4 protein-coding genes and 1 pseudogene are annotated in these 23,011 nt (G+C 69.1%); 3 read left to right on the top strand and 2 right to left on the bottom strand.

Annotated features, from left to right (window positions below):
• Positions 1 to 16: 16 nt before the first annotated feature.
• A complete protein-coding gene (locus OZ403_RS08000) occupies positions 17 to 1,021 on the bottom strand; it encodes a Rieske 2Fe-2S domain-containing protein (RefSeq protein WP_268783835.1) in 1,005 nt (334 codons plus the stop codon).
• Between the two features lie 17 nt (positions 1,022 to 1,038).
• Positions 1,039 to 1,221 (bottom strand): Xan family putative trans-acting RiPP leader peptide, encoded by a 183-nt coding sequence (locus tag OZ403_RS07995; protein WP_140788747.1) that lies wholly within the window; start codon positions 1,219 to 1,221, stop codon positions 1,039 to 1,041.
• A 476-nt stretch (positions 1,222 to 1,697) separates the two neighbouring features.
• Here OZ403_RS07995 and OZ403_RS07990 point away from each other — a divergent pair, with 476 nt between their 5' ends.
• From OZ403_RS07990 to OZ403_RS39640, 3 genes and pseudogenes are all read left to right on the top strand, one after another.
• A complete protein-coding gene (locus OZ403_RS07990; protein WP_140788745.1) occupies positions 1,698 to 3,116 on the top strand; it encodes a hypothetical protein in 1,419 nt (472 codons plus the stop codon).
• Between the two features lie 20 nt (positions 3,117 to 3,136).
• Positions 3,137 to 22,147: pseudogene (locus OZ403_RS07980) on the top strand (amino acid adenylation domain-containing protein).
• A 110-nt stretch (positions 22,148 to 22,257) separates the two neighbouring features.
• Entirely contained in the window at positions 22,258 to 23,004 is a 747-nt protein-coding gene (locus tag OZ403_RS39640) for a thioesterase domain-containing protein (protein WP_442929807.1), read from the top strand.
• Positions 23,005 to 23,011: the final 7 nt, after the last annotated feature.

Here is a 23,011-nt window from a genome sequence, read left to right as displayed (position 1 = left end):
ATGGAGCCCGGCACGTTCATTCCGGAAGAGGGCCGCCATCCGCGGGCGCACGGCCCTGCCGGATGGCAATCACGCCCCGGCGGTACTCGGCGGGAAGCCGGTCCGCCTTGGTGAAGATTTCACCCGCGAAGCTCGTGGGGTGGGCCCGGGGCCGCACGCCCTCGAGGACTCGCCGGTCCTGTTCGAGGATGGCCTGCTCGCTCTTCAGGAACATGTCCGGAAAGTGAGCGCGCAGCCGAAGATGGTACGAGCAGAAGTAGAAGCATCGCATCTTTTCTTCCGACACGGGCGAGGCGATGGCGTAGACCGTGTGGACGTAGAAGAGCGTGGGCTTGAAGGCCAGCTTCACGGCGAAGGGCCACGTCACCTCATACGTGAGCGTGGTGCGGTCCACCCGGGGCGGCGCCCCACCGATGGACGGCGACAGCGCGGGATAGACAATCTGTGCGCGCACGCCGTCGGGACGCGCCTCCACGTCATAGGGAGGAACCTCCTCCTGGGCCGGATTGCCGAAGGTGCCGTCGTGCACCCACGACAAGTGGGCCACGTCGAGGATGACCTCCACCATGCGGCCGGCGGACACATCCCAGTCGAGCAGGGGCAACGCGACCGTGGCCACGCTGTTGTCCTCCAGTTCCGGCCACTCGGGCAGCGGCGCGGCCGGCGCTGGGGCCAGACATACCCACACCAGACCGTAACGCTCCGTGGCACGAAATGACGCAAGCGCCGCGCGAGGCGGGACCGCCACTCCGGGTTGCGACGGAATTCTCACACAGCGTCCGTCCGCGCCGTAGGTCCAGCCATGAAAGGCACAACGGATGCCATCCGCCGTGGGCTGACCGTCACGGAGGTCCGCGCCTCGGTGTGCGCAATAACGCTGTGACGCCGCGACGCCCTGGCCCGTGCGCCACACCACCAGGTCGGTTTCGAGCAGACGCGCGGCGAGCGGGCGCTCGCCCAGCTCCTGCGAGAACGCAACCGGGTGCCAGTACGCGGAGAATGCTTCGTTGTAATGACGCACGAGGACGTCGGTCCGGCTCACGCGAGGGCGAGCGGAGCGATCTTGCTTTCGATTTCCTCGAGGAGGAAGTCGATCTCCTCAATCTCGTCGAGCTTTTCGGGAGCGGCGGCGAGCTCCGCGGAGGGCTCCGAGGGCTGGGCACTCACGGAGGAAGCATCCACGGGGTGATGCACCTGCTGGAACGTGTCTTCCGACGCCATCGAAGTGGACTCCAGGGGGTGAGGGGGTTGCAATGCTGCCGTGGTGGCTCATGAGATGTCAACGCGGGCTGGCCCTTGAGTGCGTCAGGCCAAACGGTGCGCTAGGCTCTGGGCGACACGACTGTGCAACACACCGCACTGTCCGTCGCGCGGTCTCCCCTGGCAGGCCCCCGCCTCCCCTTCGTGGCTTCACGATGCCCTTCACCATTACGTCCGCTGCACTGATTCTCCTCGGGGCAGCGCTCACCACGGCTGCGCCGCCAGAAGCCACGGGCACCGCCGTGGAGCCTCCCGCCAAGGTCCGGCGCACACAGAAGCCGAACGCATCGAGCCTCACCAAACGCCGCGTCACGAAAAAGAAGCGCACGACCCCGGCCCGGGCCCGGAGTGAAACAAAGACATCGCGCTCCGTCTCATCCGAGACAGCCGAACCGGCGCAAGCCCCGAGCCCACCCGAAGTCGCGCCGGAAGCGCCCGTGACTCAGGCGCCACCGCCTCCCGCCGAGCCGAACCTCCCCGCGCGAGTCGACACACCCGACCCGCTGATGGTGCAACCCGCCGTGGTGGAGGAGCCTTCGGACACGTGGGACCCGTTGATGGTGCGCCCGGTGTCGATGGAGGCGTCGGATGACGACACCTTCCCCGAGCCCTCGCCCACCCACGCGGACAAGCAGCCGTCCAAGACGGACATCCGCGAGACCTTCCGCCAGCCACAGTTCGTGGATGGAGGCCCTCCGCGAGCCGCGAACGATGATGGGCCTCCGGACATCCTCACGCTGGGCGGCGCCTACTTCCAGCGCGCGGAGCTGAGCGCCTCGCGCGGCGGCCCGGGAACGCCGCTGACGCCCGTGCTGCCATCGCTCGCGGACCTGTATCTGGACATCAATCCCTCCGAGCAGATTCGCGGGTTCGTGCGCGGGCGGCTTCTCTACGATCCGCTCGACATGCAGTTCTCCACGCCGAAGTCGGTCCTGGACCAGTTCTGGTTCCGCTTCGGCCTGGCCCACCGCGTCTTCATCACCGCGGGCCGCCAGCAGGTGCGCTGGGGCAGCTCCCGCATCTGGAATCCCACGGACTTCCTCCAGGCGCCCAATCCCCGGCCGCTCGACCCGGTGGACCTGCGCACCGGCGTGGACATGCTGAAGGTGAACGTGCCGTGGGAGGAGATGGCCTCCAGCCTGTGGCTCATCGCCACGGCGGACCTGAACGGACCGGAGGACCGCCCGGTACGCTATGGCGGAGCGCTGCGCGCGGAGGTGGTGCTCGGCCCCAGCGAGCTGGCGCTGTCGGCGGCCTTCCAGCAGGGCCGCCGCCCCCGGTATGGCATCGACTGGTCGGTGGGCTTGGGGCCCTTCGACCTCAACGCGGAGATGGCACTCCTGCAAGACCTCCCCGCGCGCCTGTGGGAGCGCGGGGAGGCCGGCTACGTCGAGCGCCCCTTCGGGGGCCCGAAGCCGCAGGTCAGTGGCGGCATCAAGGGCACCTTCCGCGTGGCGGACGTCTACCGCACCATCATCCGGCTGGAGGGCTTCTACAACTCGCTGGGCACGGATGATCGCGCGCAGCTGACGTGGCAGCGCTCCACCGCGGACTACCGGCCTCTGTTCTTCGGACGTGCTTATGGCATGGCCCTGGTCAGCATCGACCGGCGCAGCCAGTTCGAGCCCCGCCTGACGCTCACCGCGCTGACGAACCTGAGTGACCCCTCGATGCTGGGCCGCATCGACTTCGACATCGCCGTGCTGCGAGACGTGGTGGCGCAGCTCTTCGTCGAAGCGCCACTGGGGCCACGCGGCACCGAGTTCCGCTTCCAGCCTGACGCCTCCGTGGTGGAAATCCCGCCCATGGGCCTGCCGCTCTTCCGCACGGGCGTCAGCGTCTACATCAAGATGTGAAGTTCCCCCCGAGCATCGACATGACCTCGCGTACCGACCTGGACTCGCTGACTCCGGAGGAGAAGCGCGCGCTGCTGCAGAAGCTGCTGAAGCGCGGCACTCCGGACACCGCCACCGGACAGAACACCCTCCAGGGCACGGGGCCCACCCGGCGCGGGGACGACACGCGAGCGGAGCCCTCCTCCGCGCAGGAGCGGATGTGGTTCCTGCACCAGCTTGCTCCCGCGTCCGCCGCGTACAACGTGGTGCGCGCGGTGGAGCTCGCCGGTGACGTGGATGCCGGCGCGCTCGACGCGGCGCTGCGGCAACTGCTGGCACGGCACCGCGCGCTCCGCTCCATCATGCCCTCCTCACCCGAGGGACATCCCCTGCTGGGTGTGCAAGACGTCGCCGCACAGGTCCTGGTGACCGAGGACCTCTCGACCGATGCGGCGCCCGAGACGTTGCTGGAGCGCCGGTTGCGGGAAGAAGCCCAGCGGCCCTTCGTCCTGGCCCAGGGGCCCCTGTATCGCTTCTGCCTCTTCCGCATGTCCGCACAGCGGCACGTCTTCACGTTGTCCCTGCACCACCTCGTGGTGGACGGCTGGAGCTACAACGTGTTGATGCGCGAGCTGGGCGTCCTCTACACGGCGCGCGTCCGTGGGCAGGCCCCCGACCTGACGCCTCTGCCGCTGGAGTACACGGACTTCGCGGCCTGGCAGCGGACGCCCGCTGTCGCGGCGCGCGAGGCGGCCCACGTCGCGTATTGGAAGGAGCAGCTCGCCGGGGTTCCGCACATCCTGGAGATGCCCACCGACAAGCCGCGCCCGCCGGTGCGCACGGACCAGGGCGTCCAGACCCAGCTGCTCCCAGTCTCTTCGGCGCTGGCCGAGGCCGTGCGCACACTCTGCCGCGAGCGGCAGGTCACCCCGTTCATGGTGTTCTACACGGCCTTCGCCGCGCTGCTGCACCGCTACTCGCAGCAGTCCGACTTCTGCGTGGGCACGCCCGTCGCGGGCCGCACGCACCTGTCCCTGGAAGGCGTGGTCGGGCTGTTCATCAACACCGTGGTCCTGCGCGCCCAGGTGCGGACGGGTGACACCTTCGCCGGGCTGCTGACGCGTGCGAGGGAATGCGCGCTCGCCGCGTACTCACACCAGGAAGCACCGTTCGAGCGAGTCATCGAGGCGGTGCAAGCGGAGCGCAACCCCGGTCACTCACCGCTCTTCCAGGTGATGTTCGACCTGTACCAGGAAGAGGACTCGCTGGCGGGCGCGTTCTCGGGCGTGGGCGCTCGCGCGCTCCATGTGGATACCGGGACCAGCCAGTTCGACCTGTCGCTCACCATCATCGAAGGCCCCTCTGGCTTCGGCGTGACGGTGCAGTACAGCACCGACCTGTTCGAGCACGACTCCATCCAGCGCATGGTGGGCCACTACCTGCGCCTGCTCGAGGGCGCCCTCGCTGCTCCCTCCGCGCCTCTCGCCTCCATCGACCTGCTCTCCTCCTCCGAGCGCCAGCAGGTCCTCTTCTCCTTCAACGCCACCTCCAGGCCTTTCGACTCCCTCGCCTCGGTGGCCTCCCTCTGGACGGCGCAGGTCGCTCGCACTCCCGACGCCACCGCCCTTGTCCTCGCCTCCTCCGGCCTTCGCTTCTCCTTCTCCCAGCTCCACGCCCGCGCCACCCGTCTTGCCCAGCACCTGCTGGGCCTGGGCGTCCTCCCAGAGGACGTCGTCGGCCTGTGCCTCGAGCGCTCCGATGACGCCGTCGTCGGCCTCCTCGCCATCCTCCTCAGTGGCGCTACCTGCCTTCCCCTCGAAGCCACGCACCCGCCCGAGCGCCGTGCCTCTCTCCTCCACCGCGCCCGCGCTCGCTTCGTCCTCTCCCGCCCGGAGTTCTTCTCCGACTCCTCGCTGACGATTCCCCTCGTCCAGCCAACGCCTCCGGCTTCCTCTTCTTCGCTCCCCCTTCCTCTCGTCCTTCCGGACTCGCTCGCCTACCTCCTCTTCACCTCCGGCTCTACTGGCGAGCCCAAGGGCGTCGAGCTTTCTCACCGCTCCCTCGTCCACGCCTTCGACTCCTTCGACGCCCTCTACGACACTCGCCCCGGTGACTGCTGGGCCTCCTCCAGCAGCTTCTCCTTCGACATGCATCTGGAGGATGTCCTCTTCTGCCTGACACGCGGAGGGACGACGGTGCTGCGCGACGTGGGGCCGCTGGGGCTGGGGCGCGACATCACCCGCCACGGCATCACCCACATCGTCATCACACCTTCATCGCTGGCCACCGCGATGGAGGAACCTGGAGCGCCCGAAGCGCTGCGTTCCATGAAGGCCATTGTCGTGGGCGGTGAGGCCTTGCCCGAGCCACTGGTGGAGCAATTGGCGCTGACGCGAACGTCGCTCATCAATGCCTACGGCCCGACGGAGACGACCATCTGCGTGGTGGCCGAGAAGGTGGAAGCCCACCGCCCCGTCCGCCTGGGCCAGCCGCTGGCTCGCTCTCAAGCCTACGTCCTCGACGAGGCCGGCCTGCCCACTCCCATCGGCGTCCCGGGCGAGCTCTTCCTCGGCGGCGAAGGCCTCGCTCGCGGCTACCGCGCCCTGCCTCACCTCACCGCTGAGCGCTTCGTCCCCGACGCCTTCTCCTCCACCCCCGGCGCCCGCCTCTACCGCACCGGCGACCGTGTCCGCTGGAATCCCGACGGCACTCTCTCCTACCTCGGACGCACCGACTTCCAGCTCAAGGTGCGCGGCGTCCGTGTCGAGCCCGAGGAAGTCGAGGCCGCCCTCTGCCGCCTCCCGGGCGTCCGTCAGGCCGCCGTCCTTCCTCTCTCCTCTCCTCACTCCTCCGACGTCCGCCTCGTCGCCTTCCTCGTCCTCGACGACGCCACCCCCTTCCTCCCCTCCTCACTCCGACACCAACTCTCACGCCTCCTCCCCGAGGCACTCCTTCCTTCTCCCCTCGTCTCACTCCCCTCTCTCCCCACCACCACCAACGGCAAAGTCGACCGCCGCGCCCTCTCCTCCCTTCCTCTCCCCGCCTCTTCCTCCGACGCGCCCTTCCAGTCGCCCTCCGGCCCTCTCGAAGTCGCTCTCGCTCAGCTCTTCTGCCAGGTCCTCGGCCTCTCCTCTCTCTCCCGCAACGACGACTTCTTCTCCCTCGGTGGCCACTCCCTCAGCGCCACCCGTCTCGTCGCTCGCATCCGCTCTTCTCTCGGCGTCGACCTCCCTCTCTCCTCCTTCTTCTCCGCCCCTTCCGTCGCTTCTCTCGCTCGCGAAGTCGAAGGACTGTCGGGCACCGGGACGTCGCTCCTGCCTGCGCCCACTCCGAGAGCCGAGGCCTCCGCGCCGGTGCTCTCCTCCACTCAGGAGCGCTTGTGGTTCATCCAGCAACTCCAGCCCGACTCCTCCGCCTACCACATCCCCGAAGCCGCTCTCCTTCAGGGCGCTCTGGACGTCGATGCGCTGGAGTCCGCTCTCCGCTGGCTGGTGTCACGCCATGCCGTGCTGCGACTCGCCGTCCCCTCTGACGAAGGACGTCCTGCTCCCTTCCTCCGTGACGTCCCTGAGCGCGTCCTCCGTCACCAGAAGGCGGAGGACGCCGACGAGGTGCAGCCCTGGACGCGTCAGGAGATCGACACGCCGTTCTCGATGGAGCATGGCCCGCTCTATCGCTTCAGCCTGCTGACGCTGTCCGCCGAGCACCACGTCCTGTCGCTCGTCTTCCACCACCTGGCGGTGGATGGCTTGTCCCTGTCCATCCTGGTCCGCGAATTGGGCGTGGCCTATCGGGCGTTCCAGCAGGCCGCAGCTCCCGAGCTGCCGCCTCTGACACTGGACTGGGCGGACGTGGCGGTCTGGCAGCGCAGTGCCCCTGTGCTCGCGAGCGAGGACGCGCAGCTCGATTACTGGAAACAGCAGCTCACCGGCGCACCGGCAGTCCTTTCGCTTCCCACGGACAAGGCGCGGCCCCCCCTCCTCTCACCTCGGGGACGGCTGACCCGCCGTGAGCCGCTGTCCATTCACCTGAACGAGGCCGTGCGCGCACTCTGCCGCGAGCGGCAAGTCACGCCATTCATGGTGTTCTACGCGGCCTTCGCCGCGCTGCTGCACCGCTATTCGCAGCAGTCCGACTTCTGCGTGGGCACGCCCGTCGCGGGCCGCACCCATCCGGCCACCGAGGACATCGTCGGTACCCTGGTGAACACGCTGGTGCTGCGCAGCCAGGTGCGCGCGAAGAGTTCCTTCGACTCGCTGCTCTCCGAGGTCCGCGCCACCACCCTAGAGGCCATGTCCCACCAGGACGTTCCCTTCGAGCGCATCGTCCGTGCGCTTGGCGTGGAGCGCACTCCCGCTCACTCACCGCTCTTCCAGGTGATGTTCGACCTGTACCAGCAGGGCGATGCGTTGACGGGCGCATTCCCTGGGCTTGATGCGCGCCCGCTGGAACTGGACATCCACACCACGCACTTCGATCTGTCGCTGACGGTGCACGCCAGCACGGAAGGTTTCGGCGTGACGGTGCAGTACAGCACCGACCTGTTCGAGCACGACTCCATCCAGCGCATGGTGGGCCACTACCTGCGCCTGCTCGAGGGCGCCCTCGCTGCTCCCTCCGCGCCTCTCGCCTCCATCGACCTGCTCTCCTCCTCCGAGCGCCAGCAGGTCCTCTTCTCCTTCAACGCCACCTCCAGGCCTTTCGACTCCCTCGCCTCGGTGGCCTCCCTCTGGACGGCGCAGGTCGCTCGCACTCCCGACGCCACCGCCCTTGTCCTCGCCTCCTCCGGCCTTCGCTTCTCCTTCTCCCAGCTCCACGCCCGCGCCACCCGTCTTGCCCAGCACCTGCTGGGCCTGGGCGTCCTCCCAGAGGACGTCGTCGGCCTGTGCCTCGAGCGCTCCGATGACGCCGTCGTCGGCCTCCTCGCCATCCTCCTCAGTGGCGCTACCTGCCTTCCCCTCGAAGCCACGCACCCGCCCGAGCGCCGTGCCTCTCTCCTCCACCGCGCCCGCGCTCGCTTCGTCCTCTCCCGCCCGGAGTTCTTCTCCGACTCCTCGCTGACGATTCCCCTCGTCCAGCCGACGCCCCCGGCTTCCTCTTCTTCGCTCCCCCTTCCTCTCGTCCTTCCGGACTCGCTCGCCTACCTCCTCTTCACCTCCGGCTCTACTGGCCAGCCCAAGGGCGTCGAGCTTTCTCACCGCTCCCTCGTCCACGCCTTCGACTCCTTCGACGCCCTCTACGACACGCGCCCCGGTGACTGCTGGGCCTCCTCCAGCAGCTTCTCCTTCGACATCCACCTGGAAGAGCTGTTCTACGGGCTCACTCGAGGCGCCACGGTCATTCTGCGTGACGTGGGGCCGCTGGGGTTGGGAGGAGACATTGCCCGCCACGGCATCACTCACGTCAGCACCACGCCGTCGTCGCTGGCCACGCGATGGAGGAGCCCGGAGCCGTTGCGGCGCTTCGCTCACTCAAGCGCCTCATCTCGGGAGGCGAGGCGCTGCCGGACCCGTTGACGCGGCAGCTCCAGGATTCGTCCCTGCAACTGCTCAATACCTACGGCCCGACGGAGACGACCATCTGCGTGGTGGCCGAGAAGGTGGAAGCCCACCGCCCCGTCCGCCTGGGCCAGCCGCTGGCTCGCTCTCAAGCCTACGTCCTCGACGAGGCCGGACTTCCCACTCCCATCGGCGTCCCGGGCGAGCTCTTCCTCGGCGGCGAAGGCCTCGCTCGCGGCTACCGCGCCCTGCCTCACCTCACCGCTGAGCGCTTCGTCCCCGACGCCTTCTCCTCCACCCCCGGCGCTCGCCTCTACCGCACCGGCGACCGTGTCCGCTGGAATCCCGACGGCACTCTCTCCTACCTCGGACGCACCGACTTCCAGCTCAAGGTGCGCGGCGTCCGTGTCGAGCCCGAGGAAGTCGAGGCCGCCCTCTGCCGCCTCCCGGGCGTCCGTCAGGCCGCCGTCCTTCCTCTCTCCTCTCCTCACTCCTCCGACGTCCGCCTCGTCGCCTTCCTCGTCCTCGACGACGCCACCCCCTTCCTCCCCTCCTCACTCCGACACCAACTCTCACGCCTCCTCCCCGAGGCACTCCTTCCTTCTCCCCTCGTCTCACTCCCCTCTCTCCCCACCACCACCAACGGCAAAGTCGACCGCCGCGCCCTCTCCTCCCTTCCTCTCCCCGCCTCTTCCTCCGACGCGCCCTTCCAGTCGCCCTCCGGCCCTCTCGAAGTCGCTCTCGCTCAGCTCTTCTGCCAGGTCCTCGGCCTCTCCTCTCTCTCCCGCAACGACGACTTCTTCTCCCTCGGTGGCCACTCCCTCAGCGCCACCCGTCTCGTCGCTCGCATCCGCTCTTCTCTCGGCGTCGACCTCCCTCTCTCCTCCTTCTTCTCCGCCCCTTCCGTCGCTTCTCTCGCTCGCGAAGTCGAAGGACTGTCGGGCACCGGGACGTCGCTCCTGCCTGCGCCCACTCCGAGAGCCGAGGCCTCCGCGCCGGTGCTCTCCTCCACTCAGGAGCGCTTGTGGTTCATCCAGCAACTCCAGCCCGACTCCTCCGCCTACCACATCCCCGAAGCCGCTCTCCTTCAGGGCGCTCTGGACGTCGATGCGCTGGAGTCCGCTCTCCGCTGGCTGGTGTCACGCCATGCCGTGCTGCGGCTCGCCGTCCCCTCTGACGAAGGACGTCCTGCTCCCTTCCTCCGTGACGTCCCTGAGCGCGTCCTGACCGTGCAGACGCTGTCGGACGCGCCGCTTGTGCTGGAAGAGCGGCTGCGCCTCGAAGCCGAGCGCGTCTTCCCCATGGCGGAGGGCCCGCTCTACCGCTTCCACCTGTGGCGGCTCTCACCCGAGCGGCATGCGCTGCTGCTCGTATTCCACCACCTGCTGGTGGATGAACTGGCCCTCTCCGTCCTGGTGCGCGAACTGGGCGTGGCCTATCGGGCGTTCCAGCAGGCCGCAGCTCCCGAGCTGCCGCCCGTGACGCTGGACTGGGCCGATGTCGCGGCCTGGCAACGAACCGAGGCCGTGCTCGCGCACGAAGACGCGCACCTGGCCTATTGGACCCGCCAGCTCGCGGATGCACCCCGGCTGCTCTCGCTTCCCACGGACAAGCCTCGTCCCGCCGTGCTGTCGAGTCAGGGGCGAGTGACCGCACAGCGGCCCCTGGCACCTGAGGTGTCGGCGGCCCTTCACGACTTCTGCCGCCTGCAGGGCGTGACACCGTTCATGGTGCTCTACGCGGCCTTCGCGGCACTGCTCCACCGTTACTCGGACCAGCCCGAAGTCTGTGTGGGCACCCCGATGGCGGGGCGAACCCACCCGGCCACCGAGGACGTCGTCGGCCTCTTCGTCAACACGGTGGTGCTGCGCACGCACGCGCAGCCGGAGGATTCCTTCGCGTCCCTGCTCGCACGGGTCCGTACCACCGTGCTCGAAAGCATCGCCCACCAGGACGCCCCCTTCGAGCGGGTGGTGCAGGCCCTGGATGTGCAGCGCAGTCCGCGCCACTCCCCGCTCTTCCAGGTGATGTTCGGATTGATTCGCGCCGGACACGCCCTGGCGGAAGCACTGCCTGGACTCCACGGACGGCCCCTGTGGCCCGAGCTGGCCACGAGCCAGTTCGACCTGTCGGTCGTGATGACCGAGTCGCCGGAGGGGTTCTCACTCGCCGCCAGCTACAGCACCGACCTGTTCGAGGCCGAAACCGTCGAACGCCTGCAGAGCCATTACTCGCGCCTGCTCGAACATGCGCTCCAGTCGCCATCCTCTCGGCTGGACACCCTGCCCATGGCGTCCGACAGCGAGCGGGGGCAGTTGCTGCGCGCCTGGAACGACACGCAGCGGATGTTTGCCTGGGAAGGCGCATTGCACGAGCGCTTCGAGGCGTGGGCGCTCCGGACACCGGACGCGCTCGCCGTCGTCGATGGCCGGCAGGCACTCACCTATGACGCGCTCAATCGCCGAGCGAACCAGGTGGCCTGGGCCCTGCGAGCCCGCGGCGTCGCCCCCGAAGTCCGCGTGGCCCTCATCCTGGAGCGCGGGGTGGACCTGGCCACCGGCGTGCTCGGCATCCTGAAGGCAGGCGGGGCCTACGTTCCCGTGGACGCGGCCTATCCTCGCGAACGAATCGCGCGCGTGCTCCAGGACAGTGGAGTCCAGCTGGCGCTGACTCAATCGTCGCTGCTCGCGTCCGTCGAGCCATTCGGCATCCCCACCCTGTGCGTGGACGCCGTGGCGGACATGCCAGCGCAGGGTGACGCCAACCCACCTCGCGTCACCGCGCCGGAGCATCTGGCCTACGTCATCTACACGTCCGGAAGCACCGGCCAGCCCAAGGGCATCATGGTGCAGCACGGCTCGATGATGAACCTGCGTGCAGCGCTGGCGGAGTCCGCCTACGCCGGCACGACAGGCCCGCTGCGCGTCAGCCTCAACGCATCGATTTCGTTCGACGCCTCGGTTCAGCAACTGGTGCAACTGGCGGACGGGCACACGCTCTGCGTCGTTCCCCAACCTGTCCGTGACGATGTTTCGAAGCTGTGCGCATGGCTGGTGGAACAGCGTGTGGACGTCTTCGATTGTGTCCCGTCGCACCTGCGGCTGCTGCTGGACGAGGGCTTGGGTGGGCGTCACCCGCTGCGCGTGCTCGTGGGCGGCGAAGCCGTGGACGAGGTGCTGTGGGAGCGGCTCGTCCGCCATCCGGGCCTCACCTGCTTCAACGTGTATGGCCCCACCGAGTGCACGGTGGACGTCACCGCGCATCCCATCGACGCCGGGCGGCCCTCCATCGGACGGCCGTTCGCCAACGTGTGCATGTACGTCCTGGATGCGCACCTGGAGCCCGTGCCACTGGGCCTTCCGGGCGAGCTGTACATCGCGGGAGCGAGCCTGGCGCGTGGTTACCTGGGCCAGCCGGCGCTCACCGCCGAGCGCTTCATTCCCAACCCCTTCGGCACCACGCCCGGCGAGCGGCTCTACCGCACGGGTGACCAGGTCCGGTGGCGGGCCCATGGAACGCTGGAGTACCTGGGCCGCGTCGACACCCAGGTGAAGGTGCGGGGCTTCCGCATCGAGCTGGCGGAAGTGGAAACAGCGCTCCTTGCAGCCCCCGGCGTGCGCGCCGCGGTGGCCCTGGTGCGAGAGGACGCCCCGGGTGACTCGCGCCTGGTTGCCTACGTGGTGCCCCAGTCCGTGCGCGCCTCCACGCTAGAACTGGCGTCCCTTCGGGCGCACCTGAAGCAACTGCTGCCAGAGCACATGGTGCCTTCCGCCATCCTCGCGGTGGATGCACTCCCCACGACAACCAGTGGCAAGGTGGACCGTGGAGCCCTGGCGGCACTGCCCTCGCACGCGGTGGAGTCAGCGCCTCGGGGTGAGCCTCCACGGGGTCCCGTGGAAGAGCTTCTGGCGCAGGTGTTCTGCCAGGTGCTCGGTGTCACGTCTGTCGCCCGAGACGATGACTTCTTCAGCCTGGGGGGGCATTCGCTCAGTGCCACACGGCTGATGGCCCGGGTCCGGCAGTCCTTCGGCGCCGCGCTGCCACTCACCGCCCTGTTCGCATCGCCGAGCGTGGCTGGACTCGCGCGGGAACTGGCTCGAGTCCAGGGCACCGCGGGGCTCGTGTTGCCGGCGCCCGAGCGTCGTGAGGATGGCGAACGCGCGGTGCTTTCGTCCGCGCAGGAACGGATGTGGCTCCTGCACCGGTTGCAGCCCGAGTCCAGCGCCTATCACCTGCCCGAGGCCCTGGAACTCACGGGACCGCTGGACGTGGCGGCACTGGAAGCTTCGCTCCAATGGCTGGTCTCACGGCATGCCGTGTTGCGGCTGGTGGTGCCTGCCTCTTCCGACGGGAACCCGGCGCCGAGGCTCATCGCTGTTCCGGAGCGCGTGCTGGAGGTGGAGACGCTTGAGCTCGCGCCAGAGGCACTCGAACAGTGCTTGCAGCAGGAAGCCGAGCGCCCGTTCTCCATGGAGGATGGGCCGCTGTACCGCTTCCACCTGTGGCGGCTCTCTTCTGAGCATCACGTCCTGTTGCTCGTCTTCCACCACCTGCTGGTCGACGGGCACAGCCTTTCCCTGCTGCTGAACGAACTGGCGGAGGCGTACCCGTCCTTCCAACAGGGAGGGTCTCCTGCGGCTCCACGCGTCGCACTGGACAACGCGGACGTCGCCACCTGGCAGCGCACCGAGCCTCTGCGCGCGCATGAGGATGCACACCTGACGTACTGGATGCGCGAGCTCGCCGACGCGCCACCGTTGCTTCAGCTTCCCACGGACACACCGCGTCCCGCCGCGCTCACGGGCAAGGGTGGACTCGTTTCCGGTCTCCGTCTTTCGGCCGAGCTGGATGGAACGCTGCGAGCCTTCTGCCGCGAGCACGGGGTGACGCCGTTCATGGCGCTCCAGGCCGCCTTCGCCGGGCTGCTGCACCGCTACTCCGGACAGCTGGACGTCTGCGTTGGCGTTCCTGTCTCCGGACGCACGCACCCTGCCACCGAGGACGTCGTCGGCCTCTTCGTCAACACCGTCGTCCTTCGTACACGCTTCCTCTCCGACGACTCCTTCTCCTCACTCCTCTCCCGCACGCGCACCACTTCTCTCGACGCCTTCTCTCACCAGGACGCTCCCTTCGAGCGCGTCGTCCACGCCCTCGGCATCCAGCGCAGCGCCAACCACGCGCCGCTCGTCCAGGTCGCCTTCGTCTGGAATCGCGCTGGCGCTCCGCTTCACCTCGGGGCCAGCGCTTCTCGTCCGCTTTCCGTTCCGTCTTCCAGCGCGAAGCTGGATCTCGCGCTGCTGGTGCGCGAGGACTCGCAGGGTTTTGAGCTCGCGACGGAGTACAGCAGTGACCTGTACGAAGCAGGCAGCGTGGAGCGGATGCTCGGGCACTACCTGCGGCTGCTCGAAAGCGCGCTCGCCGCGCCTCAGGCCCCGCTTGCCTCACACTCGCTGCTCTCCGCCGAGGAGCGCCAGCGAGTGCTGCATGACTTCAATGCCACTGAGCGGCCCTTCGACTCCCTCGCTACCTTCGTCTCGCTCTGGGACGCTCAGGTTGCGCGGACGCCTGCCGCCACCGCGCTGCTCGTCGCCGACTCCGACGACTCCCTCACCTACCAGCAGCTCGACGCTCGCGCGTCTGCCCTCGCAGGCCACCTCTCGGCCCTTGGCGCCGGCCCCGAGTCCGTCGTCGCCGTCTGCGTCGAGCGCTCTGCTTCGCTCCTCGTCTCCCTCCTCGCTGTCCTCAAGGCGGGCGCTGCTTACCTTCCTCTGGAGCCTTCGCACCCTGAGGCTCGCAGGGCTTCTCTCATTCAGCAGGCGGGAGCGCGCCTCGTTGTCGCTTCTCACTGCCTCTTCTCCCAGCCGCTGACTGGCGTACGCCTCGTCTCGCCTGATGCATTCGGCCTCGACTCCGCGCCGCTGCGCCCAGCCTCGCCTCACCACCTCGCCCTCGTCCTCTTCACCTCAGGCACCACCGGCCAACCCAAGGCCGTCGAAGTCTCCCACCGCAGCCTCTCTCACCTCTTCGACGCCGCTGACGCCCTCTACCCCTCTCTCCCTGGCGACTGCACCCTCGCCGCCGCCTCCGTCGCCTTCGACGTCCACGTCCTCGAGTTGCTCTACCCCCTCACTCGCGGCGCTCGCGTCGTCCTCCGCCCCACTGGCCCCGACTCACTCTCCCGGCACGCCTCCCGCTACCGCGCCACCCACCTCCTCGCCACACCCTCCGTCCTCCTCGCCGCCCTCGAAGAGGCCGGCGCTGAAGCCGCCTTCCTCAACCTCTCCTTCCTCCAACTCGGCGGCGAGCCTCCTCCCCCTTCTCTCCTCCTTCGCCTCTCCCAGGGCCCCGTGCGCCTCCTCAACGGCTACGGCCCTTGCGAGGCCACCTGCCTCTCCTCCCTCCACCTCCTCTCCCCGGGCGCGCCTCCCCTCCTCGGACGCCCCCTTCCTCGCGTGCGCGCCTACGTCCTCGACGACGCGGGCCTCCCCGTCCCCATCGGCGTCCCGGGCGAGCTCTTCCTCGGCGGCGCAGGCCTCGCTCGCGGCTACCGCGCTCTTCCTCACCTCACCGCCGAGCGCTTCGTCCCTGACGCCTTCTCCTCCACCCCCGGCGCCCGCCTCTACCGCACCGGCGACCGCGTCCGCTGGAATCCCGACGGCACTCTCTCCTACCTCGGACGCACTGACTTCCAGGTGAAGGTGCGCGGCGTCCGCGTCGAGCCCGAGGAAGTCGAGGCCGCCCTCTCCCTCCTCCCCGGCGTCCGTCAGGCCGCCGTCCTTCCTCTCTCCTCTCCCCACTCCTCCGACGTCCGCCTCGTCGCCTTCGTCTCCCTCCTCCCCGGCTTCTCCTCCGACTCCCTCCTCCCCTCTCTCGCCCTCTCTCTCCCGGCACCCTTGGTGCCCTCTCGCCTCCTCTCCCTCGACTCCCTCCCCACCTCTCCCAACGGCAAAGTCGACCGCCGCGCCCTCGCCTCCCTCCCTCTCCCCTCCGACGACTCTCCCCCCTCTCTTCCTCCTCAGGGCCACGTCGAGGAGCTCCTCGCTCAACTCTTCTGCCAGGTCCTCGGCCTCTCCTCCCTCTCTCGCCACGACGACTTCTTCTCTCTCGGCGGACACTCCCTCAGCGCCACTCGCCTCGCAGCTCGCATCCGCTCCTCCTTCGGCGTCGAGCTTCCTCTCTCCTCTCTCTTCTCCTCTCCCTCCGTCGCCGCGCTTGCTCGTGAGTTGGAGGGAATCCAGGGCGCTACCGAGACGTCACTGCCAGCGCCGACGCCTCGTCACGACGATGAGCGCGCGCGGCTTTCGTACTCGCAGGAGCGCATGTGGTTCCTGCACCAGTTGCAGCCCGACTCCAGCGCCTACCACATGCCCGAAGCACTGGAGCTCACGGGGCCCCTGGACATCGAGGCACTGGAAGCCGCGCTCCACTGGATGGTCTCGCGACACACGGTGCTGCGATTGGCGGTTCCCGCTTCACGCGACGGACATCCCGTCCCACTGTTGCAACCAGCCGCTCCGCGCGTGCTGTCCGTGGAGCATCTGGAGCCAGACGCATCCGCCACAACGCTGACGGCACATCTTCGACACGAAGCAGATCGCCCCTTCTCGATGGCGGAAGGACCGCTCTACCGGTTCCGCCTGTGGCAGCTCACGCCACAGCGGCATGTCTTGTTGCTCGTCTTCCACCACCTGCTGGTGGATGGGACGTCGCTGTCCGTCTTGATGCGAGAGATGGCCGAGGCATATCTCGCCTTCACCCAGGATTCGCTTCCCTCGCTCGCGCCGGTGGACCTGAGCTGGGCCGACGTGGCCGTATGGCAGCGCATGCCTCGGCTCCAGGAGCGTGAAGAACGCCAGCGCGAATACTGGGTGCGCCAGCTCGCCGACGCGCCACGGCTGCTTCAGCTTCCCACCGACAAACCGCGCCCCTCCGTCCTCACTGGAAGGGGAGGCTCCATTGAGGGACAGCAACTCTCACCAGCCCTCACCCAGGCGCTGCGAGCCTTCTGCCGCGAGCACGGGGTGACGCCGTTCATGGCGCTCCAGGCCGCCTTCGCCGGGCTGCTGCACCGCTACTCCGGACAGCTGGACGTCTGCGTTGGCGTTCCTGTCTCCGGACGCACGCACCCTGCCACCGAGGACGTCGTCGGCCTCTTCGTCAACACCGTCGTCCTTCGTACACGCTTCCTCTCCGACGACTCCTTCTCCTCGCTCCTCTCCCGCACGCGCACCACTTCTCTCAACGCCTTCTCTCACCAGGACGCTCCCTTCGAGCGCGTTGTCCACGCCCTCGGCATCCAGCGCAGCCCCAACCACGCGCCGCTCGTTCAGGTCGCCTTCGTCTGGAATCGCGCTGGCGCTCCGCTTCACCTTGGAGCCCTGTCCTCTCGTTCGGTCCCCGTCTCCCCATCCAGTGCAAAGCTGGATCTGTCACTGCATGTCTTCGAAGACGGTGACAGCCTGCATGTTGGAGCGGAGTACAGCAGTGACCTGTACGAAGCAGGCAGCGTGGAGCGGATGCTCGGGCACTACCTGCGGCTGCTCGAAAGCGCGCTCGCCGCTCCTCAGGCCCCGCTTGCCTCGCACTCGCTGCTCTCCGCCGAGGAGCGCCAGCGAGTGCTGCATGACTTCAATGCCACTGAGCGGCCCTTCGACTCCCTCGCTACCTTCGTCTCGCTCTGGGACGCTCAGGTTGCGCGGACGCCTGCCGCCACCGCGCTGCTCGTCGCCGACTCCGACGACTCCCTCACCTACCAGCAGCTCGACGCTCGCGCGTCTGCCCTCGCAGGCCACCTCTCGGCCCTTGGCGCCGGCCCCGAGTCCGTCGTCGCCGTCTGCGTCGAGCGCTCTGCTTCGCTCCTCGTCTCCCTCCTCGCTGTCCTCAAGGCGGGCGCTGCTTACCTTCCTCTGGAGCCTTCGCACCCTGAGGCTCGCAGGGCTTCTCTCATTCAGCAGGCGGGAGCGCGCCTCGTTGTCGCTTCTCACTGCCTCTTCTCCCAGCCGCTGACTGGCGTACGCCTCGTCTCGCCTGATGCATTCGGCCTCGACTCCGCGCCGCTGCGCCCAGCCTCGCCTCACCACCTCGCCCTCGTCCTCTTCACCTCAGGCACCACCGGCCAACCCAAGGCCGTCGAAGTCTCCCACCGCAGCCTCTCTCACCTCTTCGACGCCGCTGACGCCCTCTACCCCTCTCTCCCTGGCGACTGCACCCTCGCCGCCGCCTCCGTCGCCTTCGACGTCCACGTCCTCGAGTTGCTCTACCCCCTCACTCGCGGCGCTCGCGTCGTCCTCCGCCCCACTGGCCCCGACTCACTCTCCCGGCACGCCTCCCGCTACCGCGCCACCCACCTCCTCGCCACACCCTCCGTCCTCCTCGCCGCCCTCGAAGAGGCCGGCGCTGAAGCCGCCTTCCTCAACCTCTCCTTCCTCCAACTCGGCGGCGAGCCTCCTCCCCCTTCTCTCCTCCTTCGCCTCTCCCAGGGCCCCGTGCGCCTCCTCAACGGCTACGGCCCTTGCGAGGCCACCTGCCTCTCCTCCCTCCACCTCCTCTCCCCGGGCGCGCCTCCCCTCCTCGGACGCCCCCTTCCTCGCGTGCGCGCCTACGTCCTCGACGACGCGGGCCTCCCCGTCCCCATCGGCGTCCCGGGCGAGCTCTTCCTCGGCGGCGCAGGCCTCGCTCGCGGCTACCGCGCTCTTCCTCACCTCACCGCCGAGCGCTTCGTCCCTGACGCCTTCTCCTCCACCCCCGGCGCCCGCCTCTACCGCACCGGCGACCGCGTCCGCTGGAATCCCGACGGCACTCTCTCCTACCTCGGACGCACTGACTTCCAGGTGAAGGTGCGCGGCGTCCGCGTCGAGCCCGAGGAAGTCGAGGCCGCCCTCTCCCTCCTCCCCGGCGTCCGTCAGGCCGCCGTCCTTCCTCTCTCCTCTCCCCACTCCTCCGACGTCCGCCTCGTCGCCTTCGTCTCCCTCCTCCCCGGCTTCTCCTCCGACTCCCTCCTCCCCTCTCTCGCCCTCTCTCTCCCGGCACCCTTGGTGCCCTCTCGCCTCCTCTCCCTCGACTCCCTCCCCACCTCTCCCAACGGCAAAGTCGACCGCCGCGCCCTCGCCTCCCTCCCTCTCCCCTCCGACGACTCTCCCCCCTCTCTTCCTCCTCAGGGCCACGTCGAGGAGCTCCTCGCTCAACTCTTCTGCCAGGTCCTCGGCCTCTCCTCCCTCTCTCGCCACGACGACTTCTTCTCTCTCGGCGGACACTCCCTCAGCGCCACTCGCCTCGCAGCTCGCATCCGCTCCTCCTTCGGCGTCGAGCTTCCTCTCTCCTCTCTCTTCTCCTCTCCCTCCGTCGCCGCGCTTGCCCAGGTGATCGGCACGGCGGCGCAGGCCCAAGACGTCCTGCGGCCCGCGAGCCCCAGGCCATCGCGAATCCCCGCGTCGCTGGTCCAGGAACGCCTGTGGTACGCGCTCCAGCTCCCGGACGCTCCGCCCTACGTGGTGCAGGTGTCCCTCGTGCTCGAAGGCGCACTCGACGCGGCGAAGCTCGAAGCCGCCCTCGAAACCGTGCTGGAGCACAACGAGACCCTGCGAACGACCTTCCACCTGGAAGCAGACCGCGTCATCGCCAGGGTGCACGGCCCGCAGCGTCCGGTCCTCTCGCGAACGGACCTGTCACACCTGCCGCTCGAAGAGGCGCAGCACACCGCGCGCGCAGCCGCTACGCGAGAGGCCCAGCGGCACTTCGACATCCAGAAGGGCCCCCTCTATCGCTTCGAGTTGCTCCAGCTCGACACGACGGGGCTGCTGCATGCCTTCATCGCCTCGCTCAGCCACCTCGTCACCGATGGCGTGGGCACGCAGGCGTTCATGGAGGAACTGGTCGCGGCGTATCGAGCGGCTCGCACCGGCGCGCCCGCGCCACTTCCACCCGACATCCAATACGGCGACTTCGCGCTCTGGCAACGCAGCCCGGAGCACCAGCGTCAGGTGGACGCGAGCCTCGAGTCCTGGAAGCAGGCCCTGGCCCACGCGCCGCCGGTGTTGGACCTGCCCACCGACTTCCCGCGCCGCGCTCCCGCGCTCAACGCGAACATGCGCCCCACGCGGCTGACACTCGCGTCCGGGGACCTGAGCGCACTGGAAGCACTCGCGCGCCAGGAGGGCGTCTCCACCTTCACCGCGACCCTCGCGTTGATGCAGGCCTGGCTCCACCGGCTGAGCGCCCAGTCGCACGTGGTCGTGGCCTCGCCGTCCTCCGGACGCACCCTGCCGCAGACGGAGCACCGGGTCGGCTACTTCGCGAACATCCTGCCCCTGTGCACCGATGTCTCCGGGCAGCCTTCCTTCCGTGAGCTGCTCCGCCGCGCCCACGGCGTGGTGCTGCACGCCACCACTCATCAAGAGGTGCCCTTCAAGCGCATCGCGGACGCCGTGCAGCCCGACGCCAGCCGCACCGCGCCGCTCCTGGCACAGGCCCTGCTCGTCCTGGACCGCTTCTCCAGCCCTTCCTTCGAGGGACTCTCCGCGTCGGAGCTGCTCGGCGACAGCGTCATTCCCGCGTACGACGTGGTGCTCAGTCTGGTGGAGCACCCCGGAGGTGGCATGGAGGGGCTGCTCGCCACCGACAGCGCCCTCTTCACCCCTGCGACGTCCAGCCGCATGGCCCATGCGTTCGAGCACCTGCTGTCTCAGGCCGTGCGTGCCCCGGACGCGCCATTGTCTCGGCTGCCCTTGCTCTCGGCGGCCCAGCAGGCGCAATTGCTGTCAGCTCTCGCGGGTGGACCACAGGACGTGCCCGCCGGCACCTGCATCCACACGTTCTTCGAGTCCCAGGTGCGCCGCACTCCGAACGCGCCCGCGGTGGCCCATGACACGACGACCTGGAGCTACGCGGAGCTGAATGCCCGCGCCAACCTGCTGGCGCGGTACCTGCTCGAACGCGGCCTGCGTCCCGAGGAGCGGGTGGCCATCGTGATGGAGCCTTCCGCGCAGGGCATGGCCGCGCTGCTGGGCATCCTCAAGGCGGGAGGCGCTTACGTCCCGCTGGACATCAACTGGCCCGAACCCCGCAAGCGCACCGTGCTGGAGCGCGCCGGCGTTCGCAGGTTGTGGGCGGACGCGGAGGCCCTGGCCGCGCACCAGGGGCTGGTACCAGACGTGGAGGTACCGCCTCGGCCCGAGCACGTGGCGGAGGACCTGGAGCCCGGACCGCGCGCGGTGGCGGACACCCAGCTCGCCTACATCGTCTTCACCTCGGGCTCCACGGGCGAGCCCAAGGGGGTGATGGTGGAGCACCGCTCCGTGGTCAACCACAACCTCGCCATGGCCGCGCGCTTCGGACTGCGGCCCGGGGACCGGATGCTCCAGTTCGCGCCGCTGAGCTTCGACGCCGCGGCGGAGGACCTCTACCCGCCGCTCGCGGTGGGCGCCACGGTGGTGATGCGCAGCGGGCTGGTGCCCGCGCACGCGATGACGCCGTACCTGGAGGAGACGGACATCACCATCATCAGCCTGCCGCCCACGTACATCGAGGAGTGGATTCGTCAGATGGAAGCGCTGGGGCAGCGGGTGCCCGCGCGGCTGCGGCTGCTGGCCCCCGGCGGTGACGTCCTCAAGCGCGAGACGTACGAGGCCTGGGTGCGCGTGGGCGGCGGCCATGCCCCGTGGCTCAACGTCTACGGCCCCACCGAGTGCACGATTACCTCCGCCACGTGTGACATCCCCGGCGCGGAAGGCGTGGGCACCGACGCCACGTTCCCCATTGGCCGTCCGATTCCGCGCGTGCGCTTCTACCTCCTGGACGAACACCTGACGCCGGTGCTGCCGGGCCTTCCAGGGCGCGTGTACATCGGCGGTGCGGCGCTCTCCCGCGGGTACCTGCGAGCGCCGGACATGACGGCCGAGCGATTCATCCCCGACCCGTTCTCCGCCGAGCCGGGCGCGCGCATGTACCACACGGGGGACCTGGCCCGGATGCTACCCGACGGACGCCTGCGCTTCCTGGGCCGCGCGGACCACCAGGTGAAGATTCGTGGCTTCCGCATCGAGCTGGCGGAAATCGAGGCCTGCCTGCGCCGCTTCCCACGCGTGGAGGAGGCGGTGGTGCTGGCCCGCACCGCGTCCACGGGGCTCCAGCAGCTCGCGGCCTATGTCCAGGCGCCACCGGATGCCGTGGCCGTCGAGGCACTGCGCGGGCACGTGGCGGAGCAGCTTCCGTCGTACATGGTGCCCGCGGCTTTCGTCGTCATGGAGGCGCTCCCCATCAACGCCAACGGCAAGGTGGACCGCCATGCCCTGCCCGACCCGGAGGCCCACGCCGCGGCCACGAAGGCGCCAGAGCCCACGGCGAACCCCACCACGGCCCTGGAGCTCCGCTCCACGCTGGAGATGCGGCTGTTGAACCTGTGGCGAGAGGTCCTCAACCAGCCCGGCCTGGGGCCCGACGACGACTTCTTCCAGCACGGCGGAGACTCCATCCTGGGCATGCGCCTCCTGGCGCGCATGGAGGAGGAATTCGGCCTTCCGGTTCCCTTGGCCACCCTCTTCCAGTACCCCGTGCTGAAGGAGACCACCGACGCGCTCCGGGAGTTGCTGGAGCAGGGGCCTCCGCTCTCCAGCGTGGTGCGCCTGTCCGGGCCGGAAGCCTCCGCGGAGGCACCGCGGCTCTTCCTCATGCACCCCGGTGATGGGGAGCTGCACTACTACCGCCACCTCGTACCCCTGCTGTCGCCGCACCTGCGCTGCCACGGCCTGCAGGCGCCAGAGACGATGTCGCACCGCGGGTTCGACACCTTCGAGGCGCGCGTCGCCGCCTACGCGGAGGACATTCGCGCCGTGCAGCCTCACGGGCCCTACCTGCTCGCCGGATTCTCCTTCGGTGGGTACCCGGCCTACGGCGTCGCCGCGGCGCTCGAGGCTTCGGGCGAGGAGGTGCGCATGCTCGCCCTCATCGACACCCTGACCGTCCGGGCGCTCAATGCCGTAGCGCCGCTGACGCTGCCGCCGGTGCTCCAGCTCGCGAAGACCTTCGAGGTGCTCGACGCGGCGCTGGAAGCGGAGCTCGCGGGCCTGTCATCGGAGGGCGCGCAATGGGAGCGCGTGGCGGCCCGTGCCAGGGAGCGGGGCACCGTGGCGCCCCACTTCACCGGCGCGGACCTGAAGCGCATGTGGCACCTGGCCGGAGAAATCCTCCCGCCGCAGGTGCGCACCTGGCGCGTGCCCGACGTGCGCGCGCGGCTGCTGCTCTTCCGGGCCGAGGGCAACCCGTCGCTGGACGAGACGCTCGGCTGGAGCCAGGACGTGCCCCGCGAGCGCATCGACGTGGTGCCGCTGCCGGGTGGGCACTCGGGGGCCATCGAGCCCCCGACCGTGAGTGTGCTGGCGCGGTACCTGGTGGAGAAAGCGCTCGGCCAGACGTAGCCGGCGC

It is taken from the genome of Myxococcus sp. NMCA1 (assembly GCF_026810205.1).
In the GTDB taxonomy this organism is placed as follows: Bacteria; Myxococcota; Myxococcia; order Myxococcales; family Myxococcaceae; genus Myxococcus; species Myxococcus xanthus_A.
The sequence above is the reverse complement of the archived record's forward strand: the minus strand, read 5'-3'. Positions and strand labels throughout refer to the sequence as shown.

What these genes read in the sequence shown, in the direction of transcription:
- OZ403_RS39640 (WP_442929807.1), top strand. Translation starts at nt 22,258, where the DNA reads ATGCACCCCGGTGATGGGGAGCTGCACTACTACCGCCACCTCGTACCC.
- OZ403_RS07995 (WP_140788747.1), bottom strand. Translation starts at nt 1,221, where the DNA reads ATGGCGTCGGAAGACACGTTCCAGCAGGTGCATCACCCCGTGGATGCT.